General features: G+C 67.9%; 17 protein-coding genes. 10 read left to right on the top strand and 7 right to left on the bottom strand.

Annotation, left to right across the window (positions count from 1 at the left end; all coding sequences use genetic code 11):
- The first annotated feature begins 86 nt into the window (after positions 1-86).
- From LPB260_RS03330 to creC, 4 genes are all read left to right on the top strand, one after another.
- Complete coding sequence (locus LPB260_RS03330; RefSeq protein ID WP_208707219.1) at positions 87-1,364, top strand: HD-GYP domain-containing protein; 1,278 nt, start codon at positions 87-89, stop codon at positions 1,362-1,364.
- 258 nt (positions 1,365-1,622) lie between these two features.
- Complete coding sequence (locus tag LPB260_RS03325) at positions 1,623-3,653, top strand: methyl-accepting chemotaxis protein (protein WP_208707218.1); 2,031 nt, start codon at positions 1,623-1,625, stop codon at positions 3,651-3,653.
- Positions 3,654-3,817: 164 nt separating this feature from the next.
- Positions 3,818-4,546, top strand: coding sequence for a two-component system response regulator CreB (gene creB / locus LPB260_RS03320; RefSeq protein ID WP_208707217.1), 729 nt, complete (start codon positions 3,818-3,820; stop codon positions 4,544-4,546).
- Position 4,547: 1 nt separating this feature from the next.
- Positions 4,548-5,972 carry a two-component system sensor histidine kinase CreC gene (creC, locus tag LPB260_RS03315; protein WP_208707216.1) on the top strand — a complete coding sequence of 475 codons (1,425 nt, stop codon included), beginning with the start codon at positions 4,548-4,550 and terminating at the stop codon, positions 5,970-5,972.
- A gap of 18 nt (positions 5,973-5,990) precedes the next feature.
- On the opposite strand, the gene mgtE is transcribed toward creC, so the two are convergent.
- Complete coding sequence (mgtE, locus tag LPB260_RS03310; protein ID WP_208707215.1) at positions 5,991-7,637, bottom strand: magnesium transporter; 1,647 nt, start codon at positions 7,635-7,637, stop codon at positions 5,991-5,993.
- A 295-nt stretch (positions 7,638-7,932) separates the two neighbouring features.
- Here mgtE and LPB260_RS03305 point away from each other — a divergent pair, with 295 nt between their 5' ends.
- The 4 genes from LPB260_RS03305 (at position 7,933) to LPB260_RS03290 (ending at position 11,263) form a co-directional block, all read left to right on the top strand.
- Positions 7,933-8,367: a CBS domain-containing protein gene (locus LPB260_RS03305; RefSeq protein ID WP_208707214.1), complete on the top strand. Its 435-nt coding sequence runs from the start codon at positions 7,933-7,935 to the stop codon at positions 8,365-8,367.
- A gap of 120 nt (positions 8,368-8,487) precedes the next feature.
- Positions 8,488-9,846: a cell envelope integrity protein CreD gene (creD, locus tag LPB260_RS03300; RefSeq protein ID WP_208707213.1), complete on the top strand. Its 1,359-nt coding sequence runs from the start codon at positions 8,488-8,490 to the stop codon at positions 9,844-9,846.
- Positions 9,847-9,892: 46 nt separating this feature from the next.
- Positions 9,893-10,195 carry a hypothetical protein gene (locus tag LPB260_RS03295; RefSeq protein ID WP_208707212.1) on the top strand — a complete coding sequence of 101 codons (303 nt, stop codon included), beginning with the start codon at positions 9,893-9,895 and terminating at the stop codon, positions 10,193-10,195.
- A gap of 207 nt (positions 10,196-10,402) precedes the next feature.
- A complete protein-coding gene (locus tag LPB260_RS03290; protein WP_218281501.1) occupies positions 10,403-11,263 on the top strand; it encodes an ABC transporter substrate-binding protein in 861 nt (286 codons plus the stop codon).
- Positions 11,264-11,301: 38 nt separating this feature from the next.
- Here LPB260_RS03290 and pulA read toward each other — a convergent pair whose 3' ends face one another.
- Positions 11,302-14,424 carry a pullulanase-type alpha-1,6-glucosidase gene (pulA, locus tag LPB260_RS03285; protein ID WP_208707211.1) on the bottom strand — a complete coding sequence of 1,041 codons (3,123 nt, stop codon included), beginning with the start codon at positions 14,422-14,424 and terminating at the stop codon, positions 11,302-11,304.
- Between the two features lie 169 nt (positions 14,425-14,593).
- Entirely contained in the window at positions 14,594-15,223 is a 630-nt protein-coding gene (locus LPB260_RS03280) for a glutathione S-transferase family protein (protein WP_208707210.1), read from the bottom strand.
- A gap of 219 nt (positions 15,224-15,442) precedes the next feature.
- Between LPB260_RS03280 and LPB260_RS03275 the strand changes: the two genes are divergently transcribed.
- Both LPB260_RS03275 and LPB260_RS03270 read left to right on the top strand, forming a co-directional pair.
- Positions 15,443-15,709 (top strand): DUF4212 domain-containing protein, encoded by a 267-nt coding sequence (locus LPB260_RS03275; protein WP_208707209.1) that lies wholly within the window; start codon positions 15,443-15,445, stop codon positions 15,707-15,709.
- An 11-nt stretch (positions 15,710-15,720) separates the two neighbouring features.
- Positions 15,721-17,487, top strand: a complete 1,767-nt coding sequence (locus tag LPB260_RS03270; protein ID WP_208707208.1) for a sodium:solute symporter family protein — start codon at positions 15,721-15,723, stop codon at positions 17,485-17,487.
- 355 nt (positions 17,488-17,842) lie between these two features.
- On the opposite strand, the gene LPB260_RS03265 is transcribed toward LPB260_RS03270, so the two are convergent.
- The 4 genes from LPB260_RS03265 to LPB260_RS03250 all read right to left on the bottom strand — a co-directional run bounded on the left by LPB260_RS03265 (position 17,843) and on the right by LPB260_RS03250 (position 23,270).
- On the bottom strand, positions 17,843-18,415 hold the full coding sequence (locus LPB260_RS03265) for an SCO family protein (RefSeq protein WP_208707207.1): 573 nt from the start codon (positions 18,413-18,415) through the stop codon (positions 17,843-17,845).
- Positions 18,416-18,448: 33 nt separating this feature from the next.
- Positions 18,449-20,179 (bottom strand): multicopper oxidase family protein, encoded by a 1,731-nt coding sequence (locus tag LPB260_RS03260; protein ID WP_371926107.1) that lies wholly within the window; start codon positions 20,177-20,179, stop codon positions 18,449-18,451.
- A 455-nt stretch (positions 20,180-20,634) separates the two neighbouring features.
- Complete coding sequence (locus LPB260_RS03255; protein ID WP_208707205.1) at positions 20,635-21,342, bottom strand: PolC-type DNA polymerase III; 708 nt, start codon at positions 21,340-21,342, stop codon at positions 20,635-20,637.
- Positions 21,339-23,270 carry a putative nucleotidyltransferase substrate binding domain-containing protein gene (locus tag LPB260_RS03250; RefSeq protein ID WP_208707204.1) on the bottom strand — a complete coding sequence of 644 codons (1,932 nt, stop codon included), beginning with the start codon at positions 23,268-23,270 and terminating at the stop codon, positions 21,339-21,341. The genes LPB260_RS03255 and LPB260_RS03250 overlap by 4 nt, the downstream gene beginning before the upstream one ends.
- Positions 23,271-23,343: the final 73 nt, after the last annotated feature.

Below are 23,343 nucleotides of genomic sequence, written 5' to 3'. Positions count from 1 at the left end.
CGATTAAAGTTGCCTCATTGCCGTCTGCCATCGCGCCGTATGGCATATGCTTGTCGGGCATTCCCAATCTCACAGTGGCTGTCGCCGTGCTCAAACGTATTTCCGTCACCGAGCTGCTGCAAGGCATGTACATCCATGAACTGTGCGGTTCATGGATGGAGCACCCGTTCTGGAAAACCAGGTTCCTGCTCAATAGCGGCAAGGACCTGCAGCGTATCCTCGAAAGCGGTATCCGCGAGGTGTGGATCGACACCAGCAAGGGCCTCGACCTGCCGAGCGGTCTGACCGTCGAACAGGTCGAGGAGGAGACCGAGGCGGTCCTGCTCGCCGCCGCCCCTGTGGCGCCGGTCGAAGCGGTTGTGCCGGTGACGCCCGTGGCGCGGGAAGTGCGCAGGCACAGCCTGGAGGAGGAAGTCGAGCGGGCCGCCCGGCTCTGCGACAGCTCCAAGCGGGCGGTAATGGAGATGTTCGGCGATGCGCGCATGGGCCAGGCGATCGAGGTCGGCCAGGCGCGCGAGCTGGTCGAGCAGATATCCGCCTCGATCATGCGCCAGCCCAATGCGTTGATCAGCCTGGCGCGCCTCAAGCACGCCGATGAGTACACCTACATGCACTCGGTGGCGGTCTGCGCGCTGATGATCGCCCTGGCCCGCCAGCTCGGCCTGGCCGAGGAGCAGGTGCGCGAGGCGGGGATGGCCGGCCTGCTCCACGACATCGGCAAGATGCGCATGCCGCTGGAGGTGTTGAACAAGCCGGGCAAACTCAGCGACAGCGAGTTCGCCACCATGCGCGGCCACCCCGAGGCCGGCGCGCGCCTGTTGATCGACTGCAAGCAGGTCAGCGCCCTGGTGCTGGACGTGTGCCTGCACCATCACGAGAAGGTCGACGGCACCGGCTACCCGCATCGCCTGGTCGGCGAGCAGATCAGCCTGTTCGCGCGGATGGGCGCCGTCTGCGACGTGTACGACGCGATCACCTCGAATCGCCCCTACAAGGCCGGCTGGGAGCCCGCCCAGTCGATCCACAAGATGGCCGAATGGAGCAAGGGTCACTTCGACGAGCGGGTGTTTCAGGCCTTCGTCAAGACGGTCGGCATCTACCCAACCGGTTCGCTGGTGCGCCTGCAGAGCGGTCGCCTCGGCGTGGTGCTGGAGCAGCATGGCCAGTCGCTGCTCACGCCGCGGGTCAAGGTGTTCTTCTCGACCAAGAGCAGGCAGCCGATTGCCCAGGAAATCGTCGACCTGAGCAAGCTCAATGGTCATGAGCGCATCGTCGGTCGCGAGTCGCCGTCGGAATGGGGCTTGAGCAACCTGGACGAGCTGTGGACCGGCCTGCCCAGCCGTGAATCTGTCGCACTGAGCTGAGCGGACTCGCTGATCGGCCAAGAGTCGTCGACTTTCTGGCGGCCATGATCTCGAACGACTACTGTTGCTGACAGCCACGCCCTGCCCGTGCCGACACCGCAGGCCTTTCAACCGGCGGCTGCAGGCTACCCGCGCGGACTCGCCGGGCTACGCCAGTGATCCGAGCAGAAGGTCCGGCGTGCTTCTTGCTTTAACCTCGCCCATTACCTTGTTCACAGTCACTTACGGACTGTGCAGTCGATTCATTGAGAGGTCGCCATGACTGGAGTACTCAAACCGGGTGTTCGCCTGTTGGAGCGTTTCAGCTTCGCGCGCAAGTTTCAGCTGTTGTTCGTCCTGTTCATCCTGCCGCTGGGTTATGCCCTGTGGGTGATCAGCAGTGACCACCTGGCGCGCCTGAGCCTGCTCGACCGCGAGTTAGAGGGCATGCAGGGGGTGCAGGCGCTCGGCGACGTGCAGCAGGCGCTGCTCGAACAGCGCACCCTGCTGGCGCGCTGGAAGGGCACCGACAAGCCGGCCGAGGCGCTGCTGCAGCAGCGCGCCGGCGCCCTGGACGAGGCCCTGCAGCTGGCGACCCAGCAGCTGGAGCAGGCAGCCATCAGCCCCCAGGCCGCCGAGCAGCTGGCGCAGCTGCAGCGGCTGCGCGGCGAGCTGGGTGTGGCGGCGCTGGGTAAGCTGGCGCTACCGGATGCGCTGGAGCGTTACCAAAGCACCCTGACCCAGCTGCTGGCCCTGCGCGAGCAGGTGGCCACCGACAGTGGCCTGATCCTCGACCCCAATCTCGATACCTACCTGATGATGGAGCAGCTGACCTTCACCCTGCCGCGCCTGCAGGATCACCTCGGTGCCTTCGCCAGCCAGGGTTTCGGCTCGGTGATCTCGCAGCATTTCACCCTGCAGAGCCGGGTGCTGCTGCGTGACCTGCGCCGCTCCCTGGATGAGTCGCTCGCCCAACTGGTCAAGGCGCGCACCGCCCTGAGCCAGAAGGCGCCTGGGGCCATGAACAACCTGCAGGGGCCTTTCGGCGACGCCGAACAGGGCCTGCAACGCTTCCTCGCCGAGATCGACCGGGACATGTTCGACAGCAACCCCATCGCCGTGACGCCGGCGCAGTTCATCCAGCGCATCGACAGCGTCCAGGGCCAGCTGCACGGGCTGCAGCAGGCGCTGTACCGGCAGTTCGCCGTGGGCCTGGGCGACTACCGGCAGCAGGCGCAGTACGCGATGGCCAGGGTGATCGGCCTGTTCGGCGTGTTGACCCTGCTGGCGCTCTATGTGCTGCTGTGCCTGAACGCCTCCATCCGCCGCAGCACCGCAAGCATCATCCAGGCTGCCCAGGGCCTGCGCGACGGCGACCTGCGGGTGCAGATGCAGGTGCACGGCGCCGACGACCTGGCCAGCATCGCGGTGGCCCTGAACACCGCGGTGGCGCAAATGCGCGGTTCGCTGCAGGGGGTCAACCAGGAGAGCCAGCAGCTCGGTGGCACCGTGCAGTTGCTCACCGGCCAGGCGCAGAATGCCCTGAGCGCGGTGGAGCAGCAGCAGGGGCAGATGAGTCAGATCGCCACCGCCGCCACGCAGATGGCCGCCACCGCCCAGAGTGTCGCGCAAAGCTGCGAGGAGGCGGCGGTCGAGGCCGGCCACACCCGCGAGATCGCCAACCAGAGCAACCAGCGCAGCGCCCGTACCAGCGCCAGCATGCGTCAGCTGAGCGGGCGCCTGGGCGATAGCGCGGCGGCCCTGCAGCAGTTGCGCGAGCAGACCGAGCAGATCACCCGGGTGGTGGACGTGATCAAGGGCATCGCCGAGCAGACCAACCTGTTGGCGCTCAACGCGGCCATCGAGGCGGCGCGGGCGGGCGATCAGGGCCGCGGTTTCGCCGTGGTGGCCGACGAGGTGCGCTCGCTGTCGCAGCGCACGCAGAACTCCACCGCGGAAATCGCCCAGACCGTCGCCGACCTGCACCGGGTGGTCGGCCAGTCGGTGGGCCTGATGGAGGAAGCCGTGCGCCAGGCCGAGGGCGATGTCGGCAGCGTGCTGGCCATGGGCGAGGACCTCGACAGCATCGTCCACTCGGTGCAGCGGGTCAGCGACCGCCTGGCGCAGATCGCCACCGCCGCCGAGCAGCAGGCGGCCACCGCCGACGAGGTCAGCGGCAATATCCAGCAGGTCGACCAGGCCGCCAGCGCCCTGCTCGATGGCGCCCAGGCGGTGAGCAGTGCCGCCGAGCAGCTGCGCCGCGGCAGCCAGGGGCTGGCGCAGAATACCGGTCGTTTCAAGCTGGATTAGCCGGCTCGCCGCTATCGGTCGGGTGCGCCCTGCGCACCGCCTGAACCGGGTTTGGGCAGCCTGGGCCCTGGTGCGCACGGCGCACCCTACCGGCATGTTCCGAGGTTGACGCGTGCGCCCGGCTGCCGCAGGCTCCTCGCCGAGTTGCCCGAGAGCAGGACGCCATGCTGCATATTCTGATCGTCGAAGACGAAGCCGCGATCGCCGACACCCTGGTCTACGCCCTGCAGGCGGAGGGCTTCGCCACCAGCTGGCTGAGCCTGGCCGGCGAGGCGCTCGAGCGGCTGGCCTGTGAGCCCTTCGACCTGGTGATTCTCGATGTCGGCCTGCCGGACATCAGCGGTTTCGAGGCGTGCAAGCGCCTGCGGCGCTTCTCCGAGGTGCCGGTGATCTTCCTCACCGCGCGCGACGCCGAGATCGACCGGGTGGTGGGGCTGGAGATCGGCGCCGACGACTACGTGGTCAAACCCTTCAGCCCGCGTGAGGTGGCGGCACGGGTCAAGGCCATCCTCAAGCGGGTTGGGCCGCATTCGGTCGGGCCGCGAACGGTCGGGCCGCGCTCGGTCGCCCCGCAAGCGCTCGAGCCGGTGGCGGCCGCCGAGAGCGCCTTTCGCGTCGATCCGCTGCGCTTCCAGATCCATTTCCATGGCCAGGCGCTGGGCCTGACCCGTCACGAATTCCGCCTGTTGCAGACCCTGCTGGCGCAGCCCGAGCGGGTGTTCAGTCGCGAGCAGCTGCTCGACGCCCTGGGCGTGGCCAGCGAGGCCGGCTACGAGCGCAGCATCGACAGCCATATCAAGAGCCTGCGCGCCAAGCTGCGCCAGGTCGCCCCCGACCGCGAACCGATCCAGACCCACCGCGGCCTGGGCTACAGCTGCAGCCCGGAGCGCTGAGATGCCGCTGGGCGCGCGGATCTTCCTGGTCTACTTCCTGTTCGTCGGCCTGGCCGGCTGGTTCGTGCTCAGTACCGTGATGGACGAGATCCGCCCCGGGGTGCGCCAGTCCACCGAGGAGACCCTGGTGGATACCGCCAACCTGCTGGCGGAGATCCTGCGCGACGAGGTCAAGGCCGGCAGCCTGGCGCAGAGCCGCCTGCCGGCGCTGCTCGAGGCCTACGGCCGGCGCCGGCCGCAGGCGCAGATCTGGGGCGTGGAGAAGAGCCAGGTCAACCACCGCATCTATGTCACCGACGCCGCCGGCATCGTCCTGCTCGACTCCAGCGGCGTCGCCGTGGGCCAGGACTATTCGCGCTGGAACGACGTGTTCCTCACCTTGCGCGGCCAGTACGGCGCCCGCTCCAGCCGCGAGGACCCGGGCGACCCGGACTCCTCGGTGATGTACGTGGCGGCGCCGATCAGGGATGGCGAGCGGATCATCGGGGTGGTCTCGGTGGCCAAGCCGAACCGCAGCCTGCAGCCCTATATCGACCGTTCCCAGCAGCGTCTGGGCTGGCTCGGCGCCGGGCTGATCGGCCTCGGCCTGCTGGTCGGCGCGTTGCTGTCCTGGTGGCTGAGCGGCTCGCTGCGCCAGCTGACCCGCTACGCCCAGGCGGTCAGCGCCGGCCAGCGCGCCGAGCTGCCGGACCTGCACGGCGGCGAACTGGCGCAACTGGCCCAGGCCCTCGAACGCATGCGCACCGAGCTGGAGGGCAAGGCCTACGTCGAGCGCTACGTGCACACCCTGACCCACGAGCTGAAGAGCCCGCTGGCGGCGATTCGCGGCGCCGCCGAGCTGCTCGACGGCGAGATGCCGGCCGAACAGCGGCGCCGCTTCGTCGGCAATATCGACCAGGAAGCCGGGCGCATGCAGCAGCTGATCGAGCGCCTGCTGCACCTGGCCCAGGTGGAGCAGCGCCAGGGTCTGGAGGAGCGGGTCAGGGTGCCGCTGGGCGAGCTGTTCGCGGCGTTGCTGCAGGCCCAGCAGGCCCGTATCCAGCGCGCCGGCCTGCGCATCGAACAGCGGATTGCGGCCGACCTGGCGGTGCGCGGCGAGCGCTTCCTGCTGCGCCAGGCCCTGGCCAACCTGCTGGACAACGCCCTGGACTTCACCCCCGAGGGCGGCTCGATCCGCTGCAGCGCCGAAGTCCGTGACGGGCAGGTCGAACTGCGTCTGTTCAATCAGGCCGAGGCCATTCCCGCTTACGCCCTGGGGCGCCTGAGCGAGCGCTTCTACTCCCTGCCGCGCCCCGGCGGCGGGCGCAAGAGCAGCGGCCTGGGGCTGAACTTCGTGCAGGAGGTGGCGACGCTGCACGGCGGTGCACTGCAGATCGGCAATGTCGCCGGCGGGGTCGAGGTCAGCCTGCGCCTGCCGCTCGCCTGAACCGGTGGCGAGGCGGTCTCACAGCAGCAACAGGCTGGCCAGGCCGAGGAAGGCGAAGAAGCCGACGATATCGGTCACCGTGGTGAGGATCACGCTGCCGGCCAGGGCCGGGTCGATGCCCATGCGCTCGAGCAGCAGGGGGATGCCCCAGCCCGCCAGCGCCGCGCACAACAGGTTGATCAGGATGGCGCTGCCGAGCACCGCCCCCAGGCCCCAATGGCCGAACCAGGCGACCGCCAGCAGGGCGATGACCACGGCCCAGAGCACGCCATTGAGGATGGAGATGCCCAGCTCGCGGTTGAGCAGGATGCGGAAGTTGCCCTTCTGCACCTGGCCCAGGGCCAGGCCGCGGATCACCAGGGTCAGGGTCTGGCTGCCGGCGATGCCGCCCATGCTCGCCACAATGGGCATCAGCACGGCGAGCGCGACCAGTTGTTCGAGGGTGGCCTGGAACAGGCCGATCACCCAGGCGGCGCTGAAGGCGGTGATCAGGTTGATGCCCAGCCAGACCGCGCGACGGCGCGAGCTGACCAGCACCGGGGCGAAGATGTCGGCCTCGTCGTCCAGACCGGCCATCTGCATCAGGGTGCGCTCGGAGTCCTCGCGCATCAGGTCGGCCACGTCGTCCAGGGTGATTCGGCCGATCACCCGGTTGTGCTCGTCCACCACCGGGGCGGACAGCAGGTTGAGCTCCTTGAAGACCTGGTCGACCTCGCTGCCACTGGCGTCGGCGGCGATGCCGACGATGGTGCTGTCCAGCAACTCCGCCACGGCCCGGTCGAGGTCCGCGGTGACCAGCACGCTCAGGCGCAGCCCGCCCTGGTAGTGGCCCTTGCGGTCGACCACCATCAGCAGGTCGGTCTGCGGCGGCAGGGTTTCCAGTAGGCGCAGGTAGCGCAGCACGGTGCTGACCCTGACGTCGGCGCGGATCTGGATCGCGTCGGCGTTCATCAGGCCGCCGGCCGAGTCCTCCGGATAGGCCAGCATCGACTCGAGCTGGCTGCGCTGGCTGGCGCTGCTGGCGTGCAGCAGCTTGGCGCCCAGCTCGGAGGGCAGGGTCTGGATCAGGTCGACGCGATCGTCGAGCTCCAGGTGACTGGCCGAGGCGATCAGGTCGTCGAGGTCGAGCTCCAGCGCCAGGGCGATGCGGATCTCGTCGTGCAGGTAGGTCAGCACCTTGCCGGCCCGTTCCGTCTCGACCATGCTCCAGACGCTGCGCCGTTCCTCCGGCGGCAGCGCCTCGAGCAGGCCGGCGACCTTGGCCGGGTGCATGCGGTGGAGGATCTTGCCGACCCGCTTGAGCTTCTTCAGGCCCAGGGCGTCGCGGATGGCTTCCAGGTGGTTGATTTCGCCCTGGCCGCTGTCCAGTGTCGCGTCCTGCTTGGCCTGCTGCGCATCGGCCGACTCCCCGGCCAGCTGCCGGCGCAGCTTGATGCTCAGGTGCGGCAGCACCCGCCCTTCGCGCGCCGGGTCGATCTGCTGCCACAGGGCCAGGCGCGGCTCGTCCTCGAGCAACTCGAGCATGGCGGCGACCTTGGCCGGGTGCATGCGCCCCAGCAGCTTGCGCACGCGCTTGTTCTTGCCGCTCTCCAGCGCCTGGATGATCTGTTCGCTGTCGCTGCGGCTGTCTTTGCTGTGGCGAGCGTCAGGTTCGGTCGACTTCATAAGGCCCAGGTTCGCGCTAGAAACATAAGAAGGTTCGTGCCCCGAGACCGGGGGCGGTCGGTGCCGACTGAGCGGCGCGGGGCGGCATGCGCCGCTGCAAGTATGGCCCGGCTGCGGCGGTTGCGGGCAACGCCGCCTGTGCGCCGTGCCGCCCGCGCGTTGGCGGGGGCAGACTACCGAGTTTCTGCGCGGGCGAACAGGACCTCGAGGGCCCACTGCATTGGCTATCATTGAAGGCGGCGCACCGCGGCCCATGCCTCGTGGCGCGCCCCTCCACAGCCCCGGGAAGCCACGTATGAAAACAGTCGCCGAGATTCTTCGCAGCAAGCAGTCCGCCGCGGTCCATAGCGTCAGCCCCACTACAACGGTGCTCGACGCCATCAAGCTGATGGCCGAGAAGGGCATCGGCGCCCTGGTGGTGCTGCACAACGGGCGCCTGGCGGGCATCGTCAGCGAGCGCGATTACGCGCGCAAGGTGGCCCTGCTCGAGCGCTCGGCCTTCTCCGCCCAGGTCAGCGAGATCATGACTGCCGAGGTGATCACCGTCGGCCCGAGCCAGACGGCCCAGGAGTGCATGCAGCTGATGACCGACCGCCACCTGCGCCACCTGCCGGTGATGGCCGAGGGCGAGCTGATCGGCCTGCTGTCGATCGGCGACCTGGTCAAGGAAACCATCGCCGAGCAGGCCCGCCTGATCCAGCAGCTGGAGCAGTACATCCGCGGCGAATAGCGCCTGGGCGCGTAACCCGGCGCACGCACAATCTCCACGCAATCTCCACCGTGCCTGCATAAAACCACCCCATGGCCTGGCCAGACTCCGCCTACCTTAGTCACTGCGGAGCGCTGCGCCATGAACCGAATCCTGGCTTTCAAACTGGGCACCATTGCCCTGCTGATCCTGTTGTTGCTGATCCCCCTGTCGATGATCGATGGCCTGGTCGGCGATCGCCAATACCAGCGCGCCGGCGTGCTGCAGGACATCGCCCGCAGCTCCAGCTACCGCCAGCGGATCAGCGGGCCGATCCTGGTGCTGCCCTATACCAAGACCTGGCTGGAGTGGAAAACCCACAAGCAGAGCGGGGAGCGCTATCAGGAGCAGCAGCAGTCCCGCGGGCGTCTGTACTTCCTGCCGGAGCGCTTCGTGCTCAACGGCGAGGTGACCACCGAGCGGCGTGCGCGGGGCATCTACGAGGCGCTGTTGTACCGCAGCGACAACCGCATCAGCGGCGCCTTCAAGCTGCCGGCGCGCCTGGGGCTGGGCGACGACCTGGGCCTGTACAGTTTCGCGCAGCCGTTTCTCGCGGTGGGCATCAGCGATGTGCGTGGCATCGGCAACGACCTGCAGCTGCGCCTCAATGGCCAGCGCCTGAGCTTCGCGCCGGGCAGCGGCGACGAGCGCTTCGGCCCCGGCGTGCACGCGCCCCTGCCGGCCCTGGACAGCCAGGGCGGCCAGCAGCTGGAGTTCGCCTTCGACCTCAAGCTGCAGGGCACCGAGCAGCTGGACATCACCCCGGTGGGCCGCGACAGCCGGGTCGAGCTGCGTGCCGACTGGCCCCATCCGAGCTTCGTCGGCGAGTACCTGCCGAGCCGGCGCGAGGTAAGCGCCGACGGGTTCCAGGCGCAGTGGCAGACCAGCTTCTTCGCCACCAATCTGGAGCAGGGCCTGCAGGACTGCGTGCGCAAGGGCGACTGCCAGGCGCTGTCCGGGCGCAGTTTCGGGGTCAGCTTCGTCGATCCGGTGGACCAGTACCTGAAGACCGACCGGGCGATCAAGTACGCGCTGCTGTTCATCGCCCTGACCTTCGCGATGTTCTTCCTGTGCGAGGTGCTCAAGCGCCTGGCCGTGCATCCGGTGCAGTACGCCCTGGTCGGCCTGTCCCTGGCGCTGTTCTACCTGCTGCTGCTGTCGCTGTCCGAGCACCTGGGCTTCGCCTTGGCCTATGGGCTGTCGGCGCTGGCCTGCGTGGCACTGAACGCCTTCTACGTCAGCCATGTCCTGCAAAGCCGCCTACGCGGGATAGGTTTCGGCGCGCTGCTGGCGGCGCTGTATGCCCTGCTCTACGGGCTGCTCAGCAGCGAGGACTATGCCCTGCTGATGGGCTCGCTGCTGGTGTTCGGCGTACTCGGCGGGGTGATGGTGCTGACCCGCAAGCTGGACTGGTACGGCGTGGGTCGCAACGTCGGCAGCAGTCCGCTCAACCAGGCCTGAGGTGCCGGGCGCGGCCCTGGTCGCGCCCTTGCTGGAGTGAATCGCCATGCGTGTCGTACTGCAATTTTCCGCCTGCTTCGCCCTGGGCCTGCTGGTCGCGCTGCTGTTGTTGCTCGGCCTGATGTTCCTCGGTCAGTTCGGCCTGATCGATGGCCTGCTGCTGACCGGCAAGCCGTTGGCCCAGCTGGCCCTGTGGGCGCTGCCGGAGGCCTTCTGGAACGACCTGACCGGGGTGGCCGATGCCGGCCATAACCAGTCGCTGGCGTCCTTCCTCGCCCTGTGCAGTGCCCTGGGCCAGTGCGCCCTGCTGCTGGCCCTGGGGTTCTTTCGCCTGTGGTATCGGCGATGAGCGGGCATGTCGGCCTGCGCGAGGAGGCGCGCGCGGGGCACCTGCTGGCGCGGCGTATCGCCCGCCTGTTTCCTCGACCGGCGCCGTCTCGGCTGCCGGGCCAGGCGCCGCCCGCCGGCCCGCGCGGGGCCGCGCACTGAGGCCAGGCGCGGGGGCAGGATCCGGCTGCTGATCTATGCTGTGCGGGGGATGGCGCCGGAGGTGGCCATGGGAGTCCGCACGCTGCAGTGTTGCCTGATGGTGCTGAGCCTGATCGGTTCGCCCTGGCTATGGGCGGAGCAGGAGGTCGTGCGTTATCCCATGCCCGAGACGGCATTCGACAAACGCACCGAATACCCGCTGAAACTGCTCGAGCTGGCGCTTGCCAAGTCCGGCCAGCCGTTTCGCCTGCTGCCAACCGCGCAGGTCATGAATCAGGGCCGCGCGCTGCATCAACTGAAAGCCGCCCGGGGCGTGGATGTGGTGTGGAGCATGACCTCGGAGCAGCGCGAGCGCGACCTGCTGCCGGTGCGCATCCCCATCTACAAGGGGCTGATCGGTTGGCGGGTATTCCTGATCAACCGGCAGGACGCCGCGTTGTTCGAAAAACCCATGACGCTGGCGCAACTGCGGGCGCACATCATGGTGCAGGGCCATGACTGGCCGGATACCCGGATCCTGCAGATGAACGGCTTCACCGTCCTGGGCACGCCAAGCTACCAGGCCATTTTCGACATGCTGTTGCGCCGGCGCGCCGAGCTGTTTCCCCGCTCCATCGTCGAGGTGTGGGGCGAGCTCGACAGCCACGGCGACAAAGGCATCGCCCTCGAACAGACCAAGCTGCTGCATTACCCCACCGCGTTCTACTACTTCGTCGCGCCGAATAACCAGGCCCTGGCGGACAGGATCGAGCAGTGGCTCAACCTGGCCATGGCCGATGGCAGTTTCGATCGCCTGTTCATGGACTATCACGCCGAGTTGCTGAGCAAGGCCAGGCTGGATCAGCGCCAGGTCTACCCGCTGGACAACCCGATCCTGCCCGCCGCGACCCCGCTGCAGCGCCGGGAGCTCTGGTATCCCGGCTACTGAGCGGGCGCCGCCGCCGCGTCGTCTGCCTCGGCAGGGCCTCAGCGCCGCCGGTCGCGTCCTTGCGGCAGGACGAACACCGCGGCGGTCAGCGCCGGAACCTGGAACTGTCCGGCCTCAACCCGGGCGCTACGGTTGAGCGGGTCGGACGAGGCCGCCAGCAGCGGGTGCAAGCGGTAACCCGGCAGCGCGCCTGGCAGGCTGATGGTTTCGCCGCTGGCATTGAGTATCACCATCAGCGCGTCAACCTGCGGGTCGAGGTCGGCACCGGCGGCGCGGCTGTCGTCGAGGCTGAAGGCCAGCACCCCGGCCAGCTGAGCCGGGCCGGTGTTGTGGAAGGCCAGGCGCTTGCGCACGGCTTCGCCACTGCCGAGTTGGAACAGCGGGCTGCCCGAGCGGATTCGCAGCAGCTCGAGGAACTGCCGCTTGGCCGCGAGGATGTGCGCCGCACTGGGCTGGGCGTTGGGGTCGGCGATGATCTGGCGGATCAGCGGCCAGTTGTCGCCGTCCTTGTCCTGGCGCGGCAGGCCCTTGTTCCAGTTGTTGTGCTGATAGCCGAAGTCCACCGCATTGAACCAGTCGCCGGAGTCGTAGCTGTCGCGCTCCATGGATTTCGAGCGCAGCAGCTCGCCGCCCATGTGCAGGAAGGGCACGCCCTGGCTGAACAGCGGCACGGCCAGGCCGAGCAGCTGCAGGCGCACGCGCTGGGTGGCGCCGAGGCTGGCGGCGAGCTTGTACTGGTTGTTGTCCCACAGGGTCTGGTTATCGTGCTTGGACACGTAGTTGATGCTTTCCTGCGGGTCGTCCGTGTAGCCGGCCGGCTGGCCGTTGTAGTCGATATCGGCGCCGCGCCTGAGGCTGCCGTCGGCGCTCGGTACGACGTAGCTGCGCAGGCCGCCGGCGACGCCGACACGGATCCAGTCCATGCGCCGCAGCAGCTGCTCGCGCTCGTCGCCGGCGCCGCTGTTCAGCTCGTTGGGTAGCACGTAGAGGCCATTGGCGAAGCCCTGGTTGCGCCGCAGGCTGTCGCCGCCGTCGAACGGGCCACCGCCACGCACCGCATCGCGCAGGCGGTCGTTGAAGGTGCCGACGCCGCTGCCGGCCATGTTCAGTTGGCTGGCGTTGATGCCACGGGCGTCGTTGGCCACCTCGCCGAAGTTCCAGCCTTCGCCGTAGAAATAGGTGTCGGGATCGACGCGCCGCACCGCCTCGCGCGCGGCGAGGATATTGCGGCGCATATGGTGGCCCATCAGGTCGAAGCGGAAGCCGGCGATCTTGTAGTCGCGTGCCCACAGGCGCAGCGAGTCGATCATCAGCTTTTCCATCATGCGGTGCTCGCTGGCGGTGTTGGCGCAGCAGGTCGAGCGCTCCACCGCGCCGGTCTGCGGGTCGCGCCGGTGGTAGTAGCCGGGCACCAGCTTGTCGAGCACCGAGTGGGCGTCCAGGCCCGAGGCATGGGTGTGGTTGTAGACCACATCCAGCACCGTGTTCAGCCCCAGCTCGGTGAGGGCCTGGACCATGCGGCGGAACTCGATGATGCGCTGCACGCCTTCGGCGTCGCTGGCGTAGCTGCCTTCCGGGACGCTGTAATGCAGCGGGTCATAGCCCCAGTTGAACGAATCCAGGTCGCGCAGCAGGCCATACAGCGCCTGGGCCTCGCTGCCCGCCGGGTCGAAGCGCTGCAGCACCTCGCGCACGCTGCCGGCGGCGCAGTAGGCGGCGTACTGCTGGCGGGCGCGGGGCGAGCGTTCGCAGAGTCGGGCGAAGGGGTCATCCAGGTCGACCCGCTGCGCGGGGTCTTCGTCGACGGTGGCGAGGTCGAACGCCGGCAGCAGTTGCACATGGGTGAGGCCGGCGTCCTTGAGCTCGCGCAGGTGCTGCATGCCCTGGCTGTGCGGCTGGGCGAACGCGGCGTAGGTGCCGCGCTGGGCGGCGGGCAGGCTGTGGTCGCTGGCGCTGAAGTCGCGTACATGGGTCTCGTAGATCACGCTGGCCTCGGGCTTGCGCGGCCGCGGGCGACGCAGGCTGTCCCAGCCGGCCGGCTTGAGGTCGGCGGCGTCCAGGTCGACCACCTGGGCATAGCGGCTGTTGCGCGACAGGCTGAGGGCGTAGGGGTCACTGGTCAGGGTGGTTTCCAGCCGGCCGCTGCTCGGGTGGTAGACCCGGACTTCGTACTGGTAGTAGCGGCGATCGAGGGACTTCGGACCGTCATGGCGCCACACGCCACGGTGCTCGCGCAGGCTCACCGGGCTGCCCGGCAGCGGCCGCTTGTGCTGGTCGAACAGGTGCAGGCGCACCCACTGCGCGGTCGGCGCCCACAGACGGAAGCGCACCCCGTCGGCGCGCACTTCGGCGCCGAGGCGGCCCGAGTAGGCGTAAAGGTCATCCAGCACGCCCGGGGTCTGCACCTGGGTAACGCCGCTGAGGCGCTCCTCGGCATCGTAGCTGAGCAGCCATAGCTGGCTCTTCAGCGCGCGGCGCAGGGTGCGCCGGTCGGCGTCGATGCGGTAGGCCGGCTGCCCGGCCAGGTGCGGAAAGCGACGCTTGAGGCGTTCGCTGAGGCTGCCGGGGCGCAGGGCGATCACCTCGCCGCCGCGGACGCGCCGCTGCTCGGCATCGATCTGCAGGTCGGCGTCCGGGGCATAGCGCAGCTCCACGCGCGCCACCTCGCCGCCACCGACCAGCACCAGGCTGCGGGCGTCCAGCCAGTGGCCGCGGGCGCCATCCAGGCTCAGGGCCGGCGCGGCGATTGGCGTGGCGGACAACTGCGCCTGGCCGCTGACGCTGAACACCCGCCGGCCCAGTTCGGCAAAGCGCCACTGCAGGTCGCCACCACCCAGGTCCTTGTCGTTGCCCTTGTGCATGATCAGGTTGAGGCACGCGTCCGCGCCGCTGAGGGCGATGCGGTACCAGGCGCCGTATTGCCCATCCACCCCGGCGGGCAGCAACGGCTGCTCCCAGCTGGTCGGCTCGGCCGTGCCATTGCATTGCCCGGTGTTCCACAGGTGCAGGCCCCATCCGGCGTAGTCGCCGGCCGGGCGTTGATAGTAGAGCAGGGCTTCTGCGGGGCCGGGCTCGAGCGGTTCGGCGGCGGCGCTGGCGATCAGCGATAAGCCGCTGAGCAGCAGGCAGAACAGGCGTCGTGGCAGTCGGAGAGGGGGCATGGCTGCGTCCTTGAGCGAGGTGGGGTCACCGTGACGCAGTCGATACTGGGCGCGCGCGCGGCGCGCCACATCCTCTGGGCGCTAATTGTCCGGGGCGTAGGGCGGGGAAGGAGTGGGGGCGTAATGGCGCCGCGCCGGCAGTCGCGCGGCGCCACGGGGGAGGCCGCAGCTAGCGCGGCGGCTCGCTCGCCTGCATCGAGGGGCGCTGGCTGACCTCGGCGAACCAGGCGGCCAGCTGCGGAAAGCGCTGGCGCCAGTCCAGCTCGGGCTGGCGGAAGTCCAGGTAGCCGAGGGCGCAGGCCAGGGTGATGGCGGCGATGTCGAAGCGGCTGCTCAGCTCGGCGATGGCCTGTTCCTCGAACTGCTGCAGGGAACGCTCGATCTTCTCGGCCTGGGCCGCGAGCCATTGCGGCCAGCGCTTGTCTTCCGGGCGCAGGAAACTCTCGTAGCGCATGCCCACGGCGGCATCGAGGATGGCATCGGCCAGCGCCGCCTGGGTCAGGCGGCGCCAGCGCGCGGCACCGCACGGCGGGATCAGCGGCTCGCCGACGTGCTGTTGGTCGAGGTACTCGAGGATCACCCGGCTGTCGTACAGCACGTTGCCGTCGGCCAGGCGCAGGGCGGGAATCTTGCCGGCCGGGTTGTGCGCGTTGAGCGTCGCGCTGGGGCTGACCGGGGTCAGCTGCACCTCCTCCAGTTGCACCCGTTCGCGCTGGCCGGTCTCGTGCAGCAGCACCAGGACCTTGCGCACGAAGGGCGAGGCGGGGGAGTGGAACAGGGTCATGCTGGGCGTGGCCATAGGCGCTCCTCGATTCGCTAGCCGGCCCAGCCTAGCAGCCTGGGCGGCGGCGGCACAGCTTGGGCTGCGCCCGGCTTGGCGCCGTGGCGGCGCGCCGGGCGCAGGCGTGACCGGTGCAGCGAGCGCTGGTATGGCCTTCGACCAAAGTCGCGTTATGGGTCATCGCGGGGACTGCTATGTTGAATGCGTAAAACAACAAAAACCCTTGAGGAGCACCTCATGTCCGCTAGCAAAGAAGAGGCTGCCAAAGCCTATTGGAAAGACAACCTGCGGCTGATGTTGATACTGCTGGCCATCTGGTTCACGGTGTCGTTCGGCTGCGGGATCCTGTTCGTCGAACAGCTCAACGCCATCCAGTTCTTCGGCTTCCCCCTGGGCTTCTGGTTCGCCCAGCAGGGTTCCATCTACGTGTTCGTGGTGATGATCTTCTTCTACGTGTGGAAGATGAATCAGTACGACCGCAAACACGACGTCCACGAAGACTAAAGGCGCCGAGCATGGATACCCAAACCCTGATCTACCTGTTCGTCGGCGCGACCTTCGCGCTCTATATCGGCATCGCGCTGTGGACCCGTGCCGGTTCCACCAGCGAGTACTACGTCGCCAGCAAGGGCGTGCACCCGGTGCTCAACGGCATGGCCACCGGCGCCGACTGGATGAGTGCGGCGTCGTTCATCTCCATGGCGGGGATCATCTCCTTCGTCGGCCTCGACGGCAGCGTCTACCTGATGGGCTGGACCGGCGGCTACGTGCTCCTGGCCATGTGCCTGGCGCCCTACCTGCGCAAGTTCGGCAAGTTCACCGTGCCGGACTTCATCGGCGAGCGCTACTACTCGCAGACCGCCCGCCTGGTGGCGGTGGTGTGCGTGATCTTCATCTCCTTCACCTACGTGGCCGGGCAGATGCGCGGCGTCGGTATCGTCTTCTCCCGCTACCTGGAAGTGGACATCAACACCGGCGTGATGATCGGCATGGCGATCGTGTTCTTCTACTCGGTGCTCGGCGGCATGAAGGGCATCACCTACACCCAGGTGGCGCAGTACTGCGTGATGATCTTCGCCTACATGGTGCCGGCGATTTACATCTCCATGCTGATCACCGGCAACCCGATCCCGCAGCTGGGCTTCGGCAGCGAGGTCACCGGCACCGGCCAGTCGGTGCTCGAACGCCTCAACGGCCTGGGCACCGAACTGGGCTTCGGCACCTACACCGACGGCAGCAAGTCGACCATCGACGTGTTCTTCATCACCATGGCGCTGATGGTCGGTACCGCCGGCCTGCCCCACGTGATCGTGCGCTTCTTCACCACCCCGACCGTGCGCGCGGCCCGTCAGTCCGCCGGTTATGCGCTGCTGTTCATCGCCATCCTCTACACCACCGCGCCGGCCGTGGCCGCGTTCGCCCGCACCAACCTGCTGACCACCATCCCCGGGATCAGCTACGAGGAAGCGCCGCAGTGGATCAGCAACTGGGAGAAGTCCGGTCTGATCGCCTGGCTGGACAAGAACGGCGACGGCAAGATCCAGTACGGCCCTGGCGCGCCCTTCGTCGGCAACCCGACCTTCGCCGAGGAACGCGGCGAGCATGGCCAGCGCCTGGTGACCAACGCCCCGACCGACGCCACCACCGAGCTCTATGTGGACCGCGACATCATGGTTCTGGCCAACCCGGAAATCGCCAACCTGCCGGGCTGGGTGATCGCCCTGATCGCTGCCGGTGGTCTGGCGGCGGCGCTGTCGACTGCGGCCGGCCTGCTGCTGGTGATTTCCACCTCGATCTCCCACGACCTGCTCAAGAGCGCGATCAAGCCCAACATCAGCGAAAAGGGTGAACTGCTCGCCGCGCGTATCGCCGCCGGTGTGGCGGTGGTGGTGGCCGGCCTGTTCGGCATCTACCCGCCGGCCTTCGTGGCCCAGGTGGTGGCGTTCGCCTTCGGCCTGGCGGCGGCCTCGTTCTTCCCGGCCATCGTCATGGGCATCTTCTCCAAGAAGATGAACAAGGAAGGGGCGATCGCCGGCATGGTGGTGGGCCTGGCCTTCACCTTTAGCTATATCGTCTACTACAAGTTCATCAACCCGACCGCGGGCCCGAACGAGTGGTGGTTCGGTATCTCCCCTGAGGGCATCGGTACCCTGGGCATGCTGTTCAACTTCGCGGTATCGCTGGTGGTTTCCAAGGTTACCGCCGCGCCGCCGGATCATATCCAGCACATCATCGAGGACATCCGCATCCCCCGTGGTGCCGGAGCCGCCATCGACCACTAAGCGCTAGCTAGCGCGTCCTAACCAGCGCCCCGGAAACGGGGCGTTGTCGTTTCCGCGCGGCGCGCCCAGCTGGTGGCCGATGCTGGACAAAAAACAGCCAGCACTGGCAATGCCCCGTGGCTGCTGGATCGTGGCGCTCGGGGCACAGCTTATCCACAGGCCGATGCACAGATACTGTGTCTAACTGCCTACCTATCTTGTTGAAATGGCTCAATAAATAGCCAAGGCCCGGGAGCCGTTGCGGCGCCTGGGCCGGGCGCCTGTTCGTACAGCTTATCCACAGCGCTATCCACCGCTTCTGTGGGCAACGGGCTGCAGTGTCCGGCTTGCCCAGGAGGCCCGTGCCGTGGCGCGGTCAGATGTCGACGTGCTCGATGGTGCCCATGATCTGCCGGGGCGTGGCCAGGGCAGGGGCCATGGTCCAGCGCCGGTAGCGCTCGTTGCCGATGCGCAGCATGCCGGTGTGGCTGTTCTTGTCGGCGTCGAGTGCCGGGTCGGGGTCATAGAAACCGAGGCTGTAGCGCAGCTGCTCCATCTCCTCGGGGGCGCCGGTGAGGAATAGCCAGCCGGGGCCGATGCGCTGCTGCCTGGCGTATTCCCCGAGCACCTGCGGGCTGTCCAGCTGCGGTTGCAGGCTCAGCGAATAGAGAAAAACCTCGCGGCCGGCGCGCGCGCCCAGCAGCCTGTACACCTGACGCAGGTTGGCGGTGGCCGTGGGGCAGATGCCGGTGCAGGCCGCGTACATCATGTTGATGACCACCAGCTTGTCGCGCACCAGGTCGTCGTAGAAACGCACCGTTCGGCCTTCGTGGGTCTGCAACCGGGTATTGGGGATACGCCGGTCGCCGCCCCGGGCGCCGACGTGCCAGCCGAGCGCGGCGACACCCAGGGCGCCCAGGCCCAGCAATAACTCTCTGCGTGTGTTCATCTGCCGTTCACCTCCTGGCTGAGCGGTGGGGGGTCAGGCGTCCTTGCTCTCGACATCCCAGCGCACCATCATCGCGTGGTCCTCATGGATCACGTTGTGGCAGTGCATGACGTACTTGCCGGTAAAGTCGCGAAAGCGCACCAGCACCTTGATGGTCATGGTCTGGTGCAGCTCGAAGACGTCCTTGCGCCCGCGCTCATGGGGCGGGATCGGCACCTCGACGCCATCGACGCTCTTGCTGAGGATGCGGCCTTCCTCCAGGTGCAGGTGGATCGGGTGGGACCAGCCACCGGACTTGCCCACCAGCTCCCAGATCTCCGCGCTGCCCTTGGCGATCCGGGCCCTGGGGTTGTCCCGGTCGAACAGCCGGCCGTTGACCATCCACAGGCCGTTCTTGCGGTCGAACTCCCAGCGCCGCACCTTCAGCGTGGCGAGGTCCTCGGCCGGTGGCAGCGGGCGCAGCTCGCGCAGGGCCGCGGGCACCTGGCTGAGGTCCTGTTGCGCTGGATAGCGGTCGACGATGAACTTCAGCACCCGGTCGCCCGGCTTCCTGATGTCCTTGGGCTTGCGCGTGCTGTCCTGGCGCAGGCGGTTGACCAGGTACAGCTCGGTGCCGATCGGGTAGCGGGAGAAGTCCACCACGATGTCGGCGCGCTCGGCCACGGCGATACGCACCTTGCGCTGGTTGAGCAGCGGCGCCGGCAGCAGGTTGCCGTCGTTGGCGATATAGCTGAAGGATTGCTCGCGGTCCCTGCCGTCGACCAGGTAGAACTCGTAGAAGCGGCTGGGGCCGCTGTTGAGCAGGCGCAGGCGGTACTTGCGCGCATCCACGCGCAATACCGGCTCGATCTTGCCGTTGACCGTGACCTTGTCGCCGAGCACCCCCTCGACATGAAACTCATCCCAGAACAGGTAGCCCTGCGGGTCGAAGCGCTTGTCGCCGAAGGCCAGGGGGTAGTCGTAGGGATGACTCGGCAGGTGCAGGGCCGTCGGGCTGGGATCGTTCTCATTGCCCGAGTCGAGAGGGTCGAACAACAGGTAGAACCCCGCCAGGCCACGGTAGACGTTCGGCGCGGTGAAGTCCTCGGTGTGGTCGTGGAACCACAGGGTTCCCAGGGCCTCGCGCGGATCGCCGATGCTCTGCGGGTCTTGCGCCCTGGATTCGTCGTAGCCGGCGTAGACATTGGGGTAGAAGTGGTCCTTGAAGGTGCCTTTGCCGCCGTTGGGGCCGATGTTCTTCAGCGTCGGCCCGGCCTTGTCCTTGCGGTAGTAGTCGCTGGGGTAGCCGTCGCAGCCGGAGGACATGTGCAGGTTGTGCAGGTGGGTGGAGATCTCCGGGCTGCCGAAACCCACATGATCCTTGGGTAGATCGTTGTGGAAGCGGCAGACCACCGGCTTGCCGTAGCGGGCCAGGATGGTGGACGGCAGGGTTGCCTCGCGGCCTGCGCTGACGTAGGTCCAGGCGGTCTGGGGGGGCAGATCCGGGTGAAAGCTCCAGGGAATCTCCCTGGCGGTCAGTTCATAGAGGGTCGGGGCGCCGAGGGCGGCGACTATCTCGTCGAAGCGCTGGTGCGGCTCGCGACCGGCCTCCTTGTGGTCGAATTTCGGCTGTGCCTCGGCGGCCGGGACCAGGGCCTCGGACGGCCCTACCGGGACTATCGCCCTGGGCAGTTCTTCCTGCCAGGGCCGGGTCGGCGGGCTGGGCGGGAACACCGGTTGGGGCGTGGTCACCCACTCGGCGGCATCGCCCACTTGGCCGCGCAACAGCAGCGGACTCGCCACCGCCGCCGCGGACAGTGTGAGGAACGAGCGCCTGGCCGAGTTCTCTGGGGTTGCTTCCGAGCGAGTCGGAGTCGGTCGCCTGCCATTCTCTTTCATGAACAGAGCCTCTGTATCCCGGTTACCGAAGCGGCGGGACATTGGGCGAGTGGGTCGTTGGAGAATGGCTGTGGAACGGAACTGCGCAGCGGCCCCTCCAGCATGGCGCGTGGGGACAACTAACACGTGCTCGCCGTATAAATAAAGCTGGCTGGTGTCAGGGTGTCAATTTACAGGCGATTAATAGGGTGTCGCCTGTTTCATAGCGTAAATTATTGTTTTAATTGATATTTAGTTATCTTAATAATCGCCAGTAGGGGGTCGTCAGGCCAGATATTGCGAAATATATTGAGCGCGGCGCGCTGGGGGATCGGGTGTGGGCACTGGCGGCGGACGATGCCTCAGAACGCCTGCGCGCGCTGGCGTCGGCGCCAGCCATGCAGGCGCTGCTCGAGGGCCTGCAGGCTGTCCAGCTGCTGGCGGCGCGCGCGGCTGAAGAGGATCAGCGCCAGCTCGGCGGTGACCAGGGCGTCGGCGCTGGCGTGGTGGCGCTGTTGCGCCTGCAGGCCGAAGTGCCGGGCCCAGTCGTCGAGGCCGCCGCGGGCGATGTGCGCCTGCGGGCAGAGCAGCGGCGCCAGCTCGGCGAGGTCGAAGAAGCGGTGGCGCAGGCGGTGGCCGAGGGTCTGCTTGAGGGCGCGGCCGAGCATGCGCCGGTCGAAGCCGGCATGAAACGCCAGCAGCGGGCTGTCGCCGAGAAACTCCATGAAGTCCAGCAGCGCCTCGGCGCGCTCGCTGCCGGCGGCGATGGTGCTGGGGGCCAGGCCATGGATCAGCACGCTGGCGCCCAGCTGCCGATCCGGGCAGCGCAGGGTGCGCTCGAACTGCTGGCCCAGGTCGATGGCGCCGCCCTCGATCACCACCGCGCCGATCGACAGCACCTGATCGCGGCGCAGATCAAGGCCACTGGTTTCCAGGTCGAGCACCACCAGGCGCTGTTCGTTCAGCGCTCGCTCATCCAGCGGCGCCGGGGCCGCGAGGCGCGCGCGGCGATCCAGCTGAGTCTCGAGCAGGGCCGGCCCGCGGCCGGTCAGCCAGGTGAACTGACTCATAGCTGATAACGCAGTGCCAGGCTGCTCTGCAGGCGCTTGGCCTGGCGGAAGGACTCGCGCAGGATGCGCCGGTCCAGGTGGTTGAGGCTGTCCGGGTCGAGGCGGTTGGAGTACGCCTGGTTCTCCCGGGCCTGCAGCTGGTGCTGCTGCATGCGGGTCTGCTGGATGAAGTGGTAGGCCTCCTCGTAGGCGGCGCCGTCGAGGGGATCGATGACCTGCCTAGCGATCAGCTCGCGCAGGCGCTCCAGGGTGTTGCAGGTCTCGATGCCGTGGGCCAGGGCGAGCAGGCGGGCGCCGTCGACGAAGGGCGTCAGGCCCTGCACCTTGAGGTCCAGGGTGTCCTTCTCGGCTCCCTTGCGGGCCACCACGAAATCGCGGAAACGCCCGACCGGCGGGCGCTGGCGCAGGGCGTTCTCGGCCATCATGCGCTGGAACAGGCTGTTCTCGGCGATCCGCCGCAGCAGCTCCTCGCGGACCCGCTCGCAGCCCTCGTCCGGCCCCCAGACCACCCGCATGTCGAAATAGATGCTCGAGGCCAGCAGGTTCTCCGGGGTGGCCTCGTCGATGAAGCCGGCGAAGCGCCGCGCCCACTCCTGGCGCGACAGGCACAGCTCGGGGTTGCCGGCCATGATATTGCCCTTGCACAGGGTGAAGCCGCACTGCGCCAGGCGCTGGTTGATCTCGCCGGCCAGCGGCAGCAGGCGCCGGCGCATGTCGGCGGCCTCGATCTTGTCCGCGGCCTCGAACAGGATGCCGTTGTCCTGGTCGGTGTGCAGGGTCTGCTCGCGCCGCCCTTCGCTGCCGAAGCACAGCCAGGTGAAGGGCACGCCGGGATCGCCGAGGTCCTCCAGGGTCAGTTCGATCACCCGGCACACCGTGTGATCGTTGAGCAGGGTGATGATGTGGGTGATCTGGGTCGAGCTGGCGCCGTGGGCGAGCATGCGATCGACCAGCTGGCGGATGTCCTCGCGCAGCGCGCTGAGGGTCTCGATCCGCCCGGCGTGGCGGATGGTGCGCGCCAGGTGGACCAGGTCGACCCGCTGCAGGGAGAACAGGTCGCGCTCGGAGACCACACCGCACAGGCGCTCGTGTTCGACCAGGCAGACATGGGCGATGTGCCGCTCGGTCATGGCGATCGCCGCGTCGAAGGCGCTGGCATCCGGCGCCAGGTGGAAGGGTTGCGCGGTCATCAGGCGCTCGATCGGCTGCTCCAGCGACTCGCCGTCGGCGATCACCCGGCGCAGGTCGCGCAGGGTGAAGATGCCCAGGGGCTTGAGCGCCGGGTCGACGATGACGATGCTGCCGACGTGCTGCTCGTGCATCAGCTTGACTGCCTCGCGCAGCGCCGTATCCGGCGCGCAGCTGATCGGCTGGCGCATGGCCAGCTCGCCCAGGCGGGTATCCAGCGAATATTGCGCACCGAGGGTCTCTACCGCGCGCAGCTGCACCTGCTGGTTGACCTGGTCGAGCAGGCTGCTGACCCCGCGCAGGGCGAAGTCGCGCAGCGGGTTGGAGACGTTGAACAACTTGATGAACGCCGCCTTGCCCAGCAGCAGGCAGAAGGTGTCTTCGGCGGCCAGGTGCTCGGTGCGGGTGGCGCGCTCGCCGATCAGCGCGGCCAGGGGAAAGCACTCGCCGCTGGTGATTTCGAAGGTGGTCTCGGTGCCGCGCCGCGCCGAGTGCGGGCGTTCGCCGTGCACGCGGCCCTGCTTGACGATGTAGAAGAACTCGACGGGGCCATCGGCCGGCTTGATGATGGTTTCGCCTTCGCCGTAGAAACGCAGCTGGCAGTGTTCCACCAGGTAGGCCAGGTGGGCCGTATCCATCTGATTGAAGGGCGGAAATTTCTGCAGAAACTCCATGGTGCCGTGGATGTTCTGCATGACGGCGGTCTTGCCCGCCTGGGCGAAGGCGTCCGCTTTGCTCATGGCCGGTCTCGACGATTCACTGAGGGGGTATGGTCGTCCGCGGACGGCCGTCTGCACATTGGACGTAAGTCTA

The organism is Pseudomonas sp. LPB0260 (assembly GCF_013388395.1).
The sequence above is the reverse complement of the archived record's forward strand: the minus strand, read 5'-3'. Positions and strand labels throughout refer to the sequence as shown.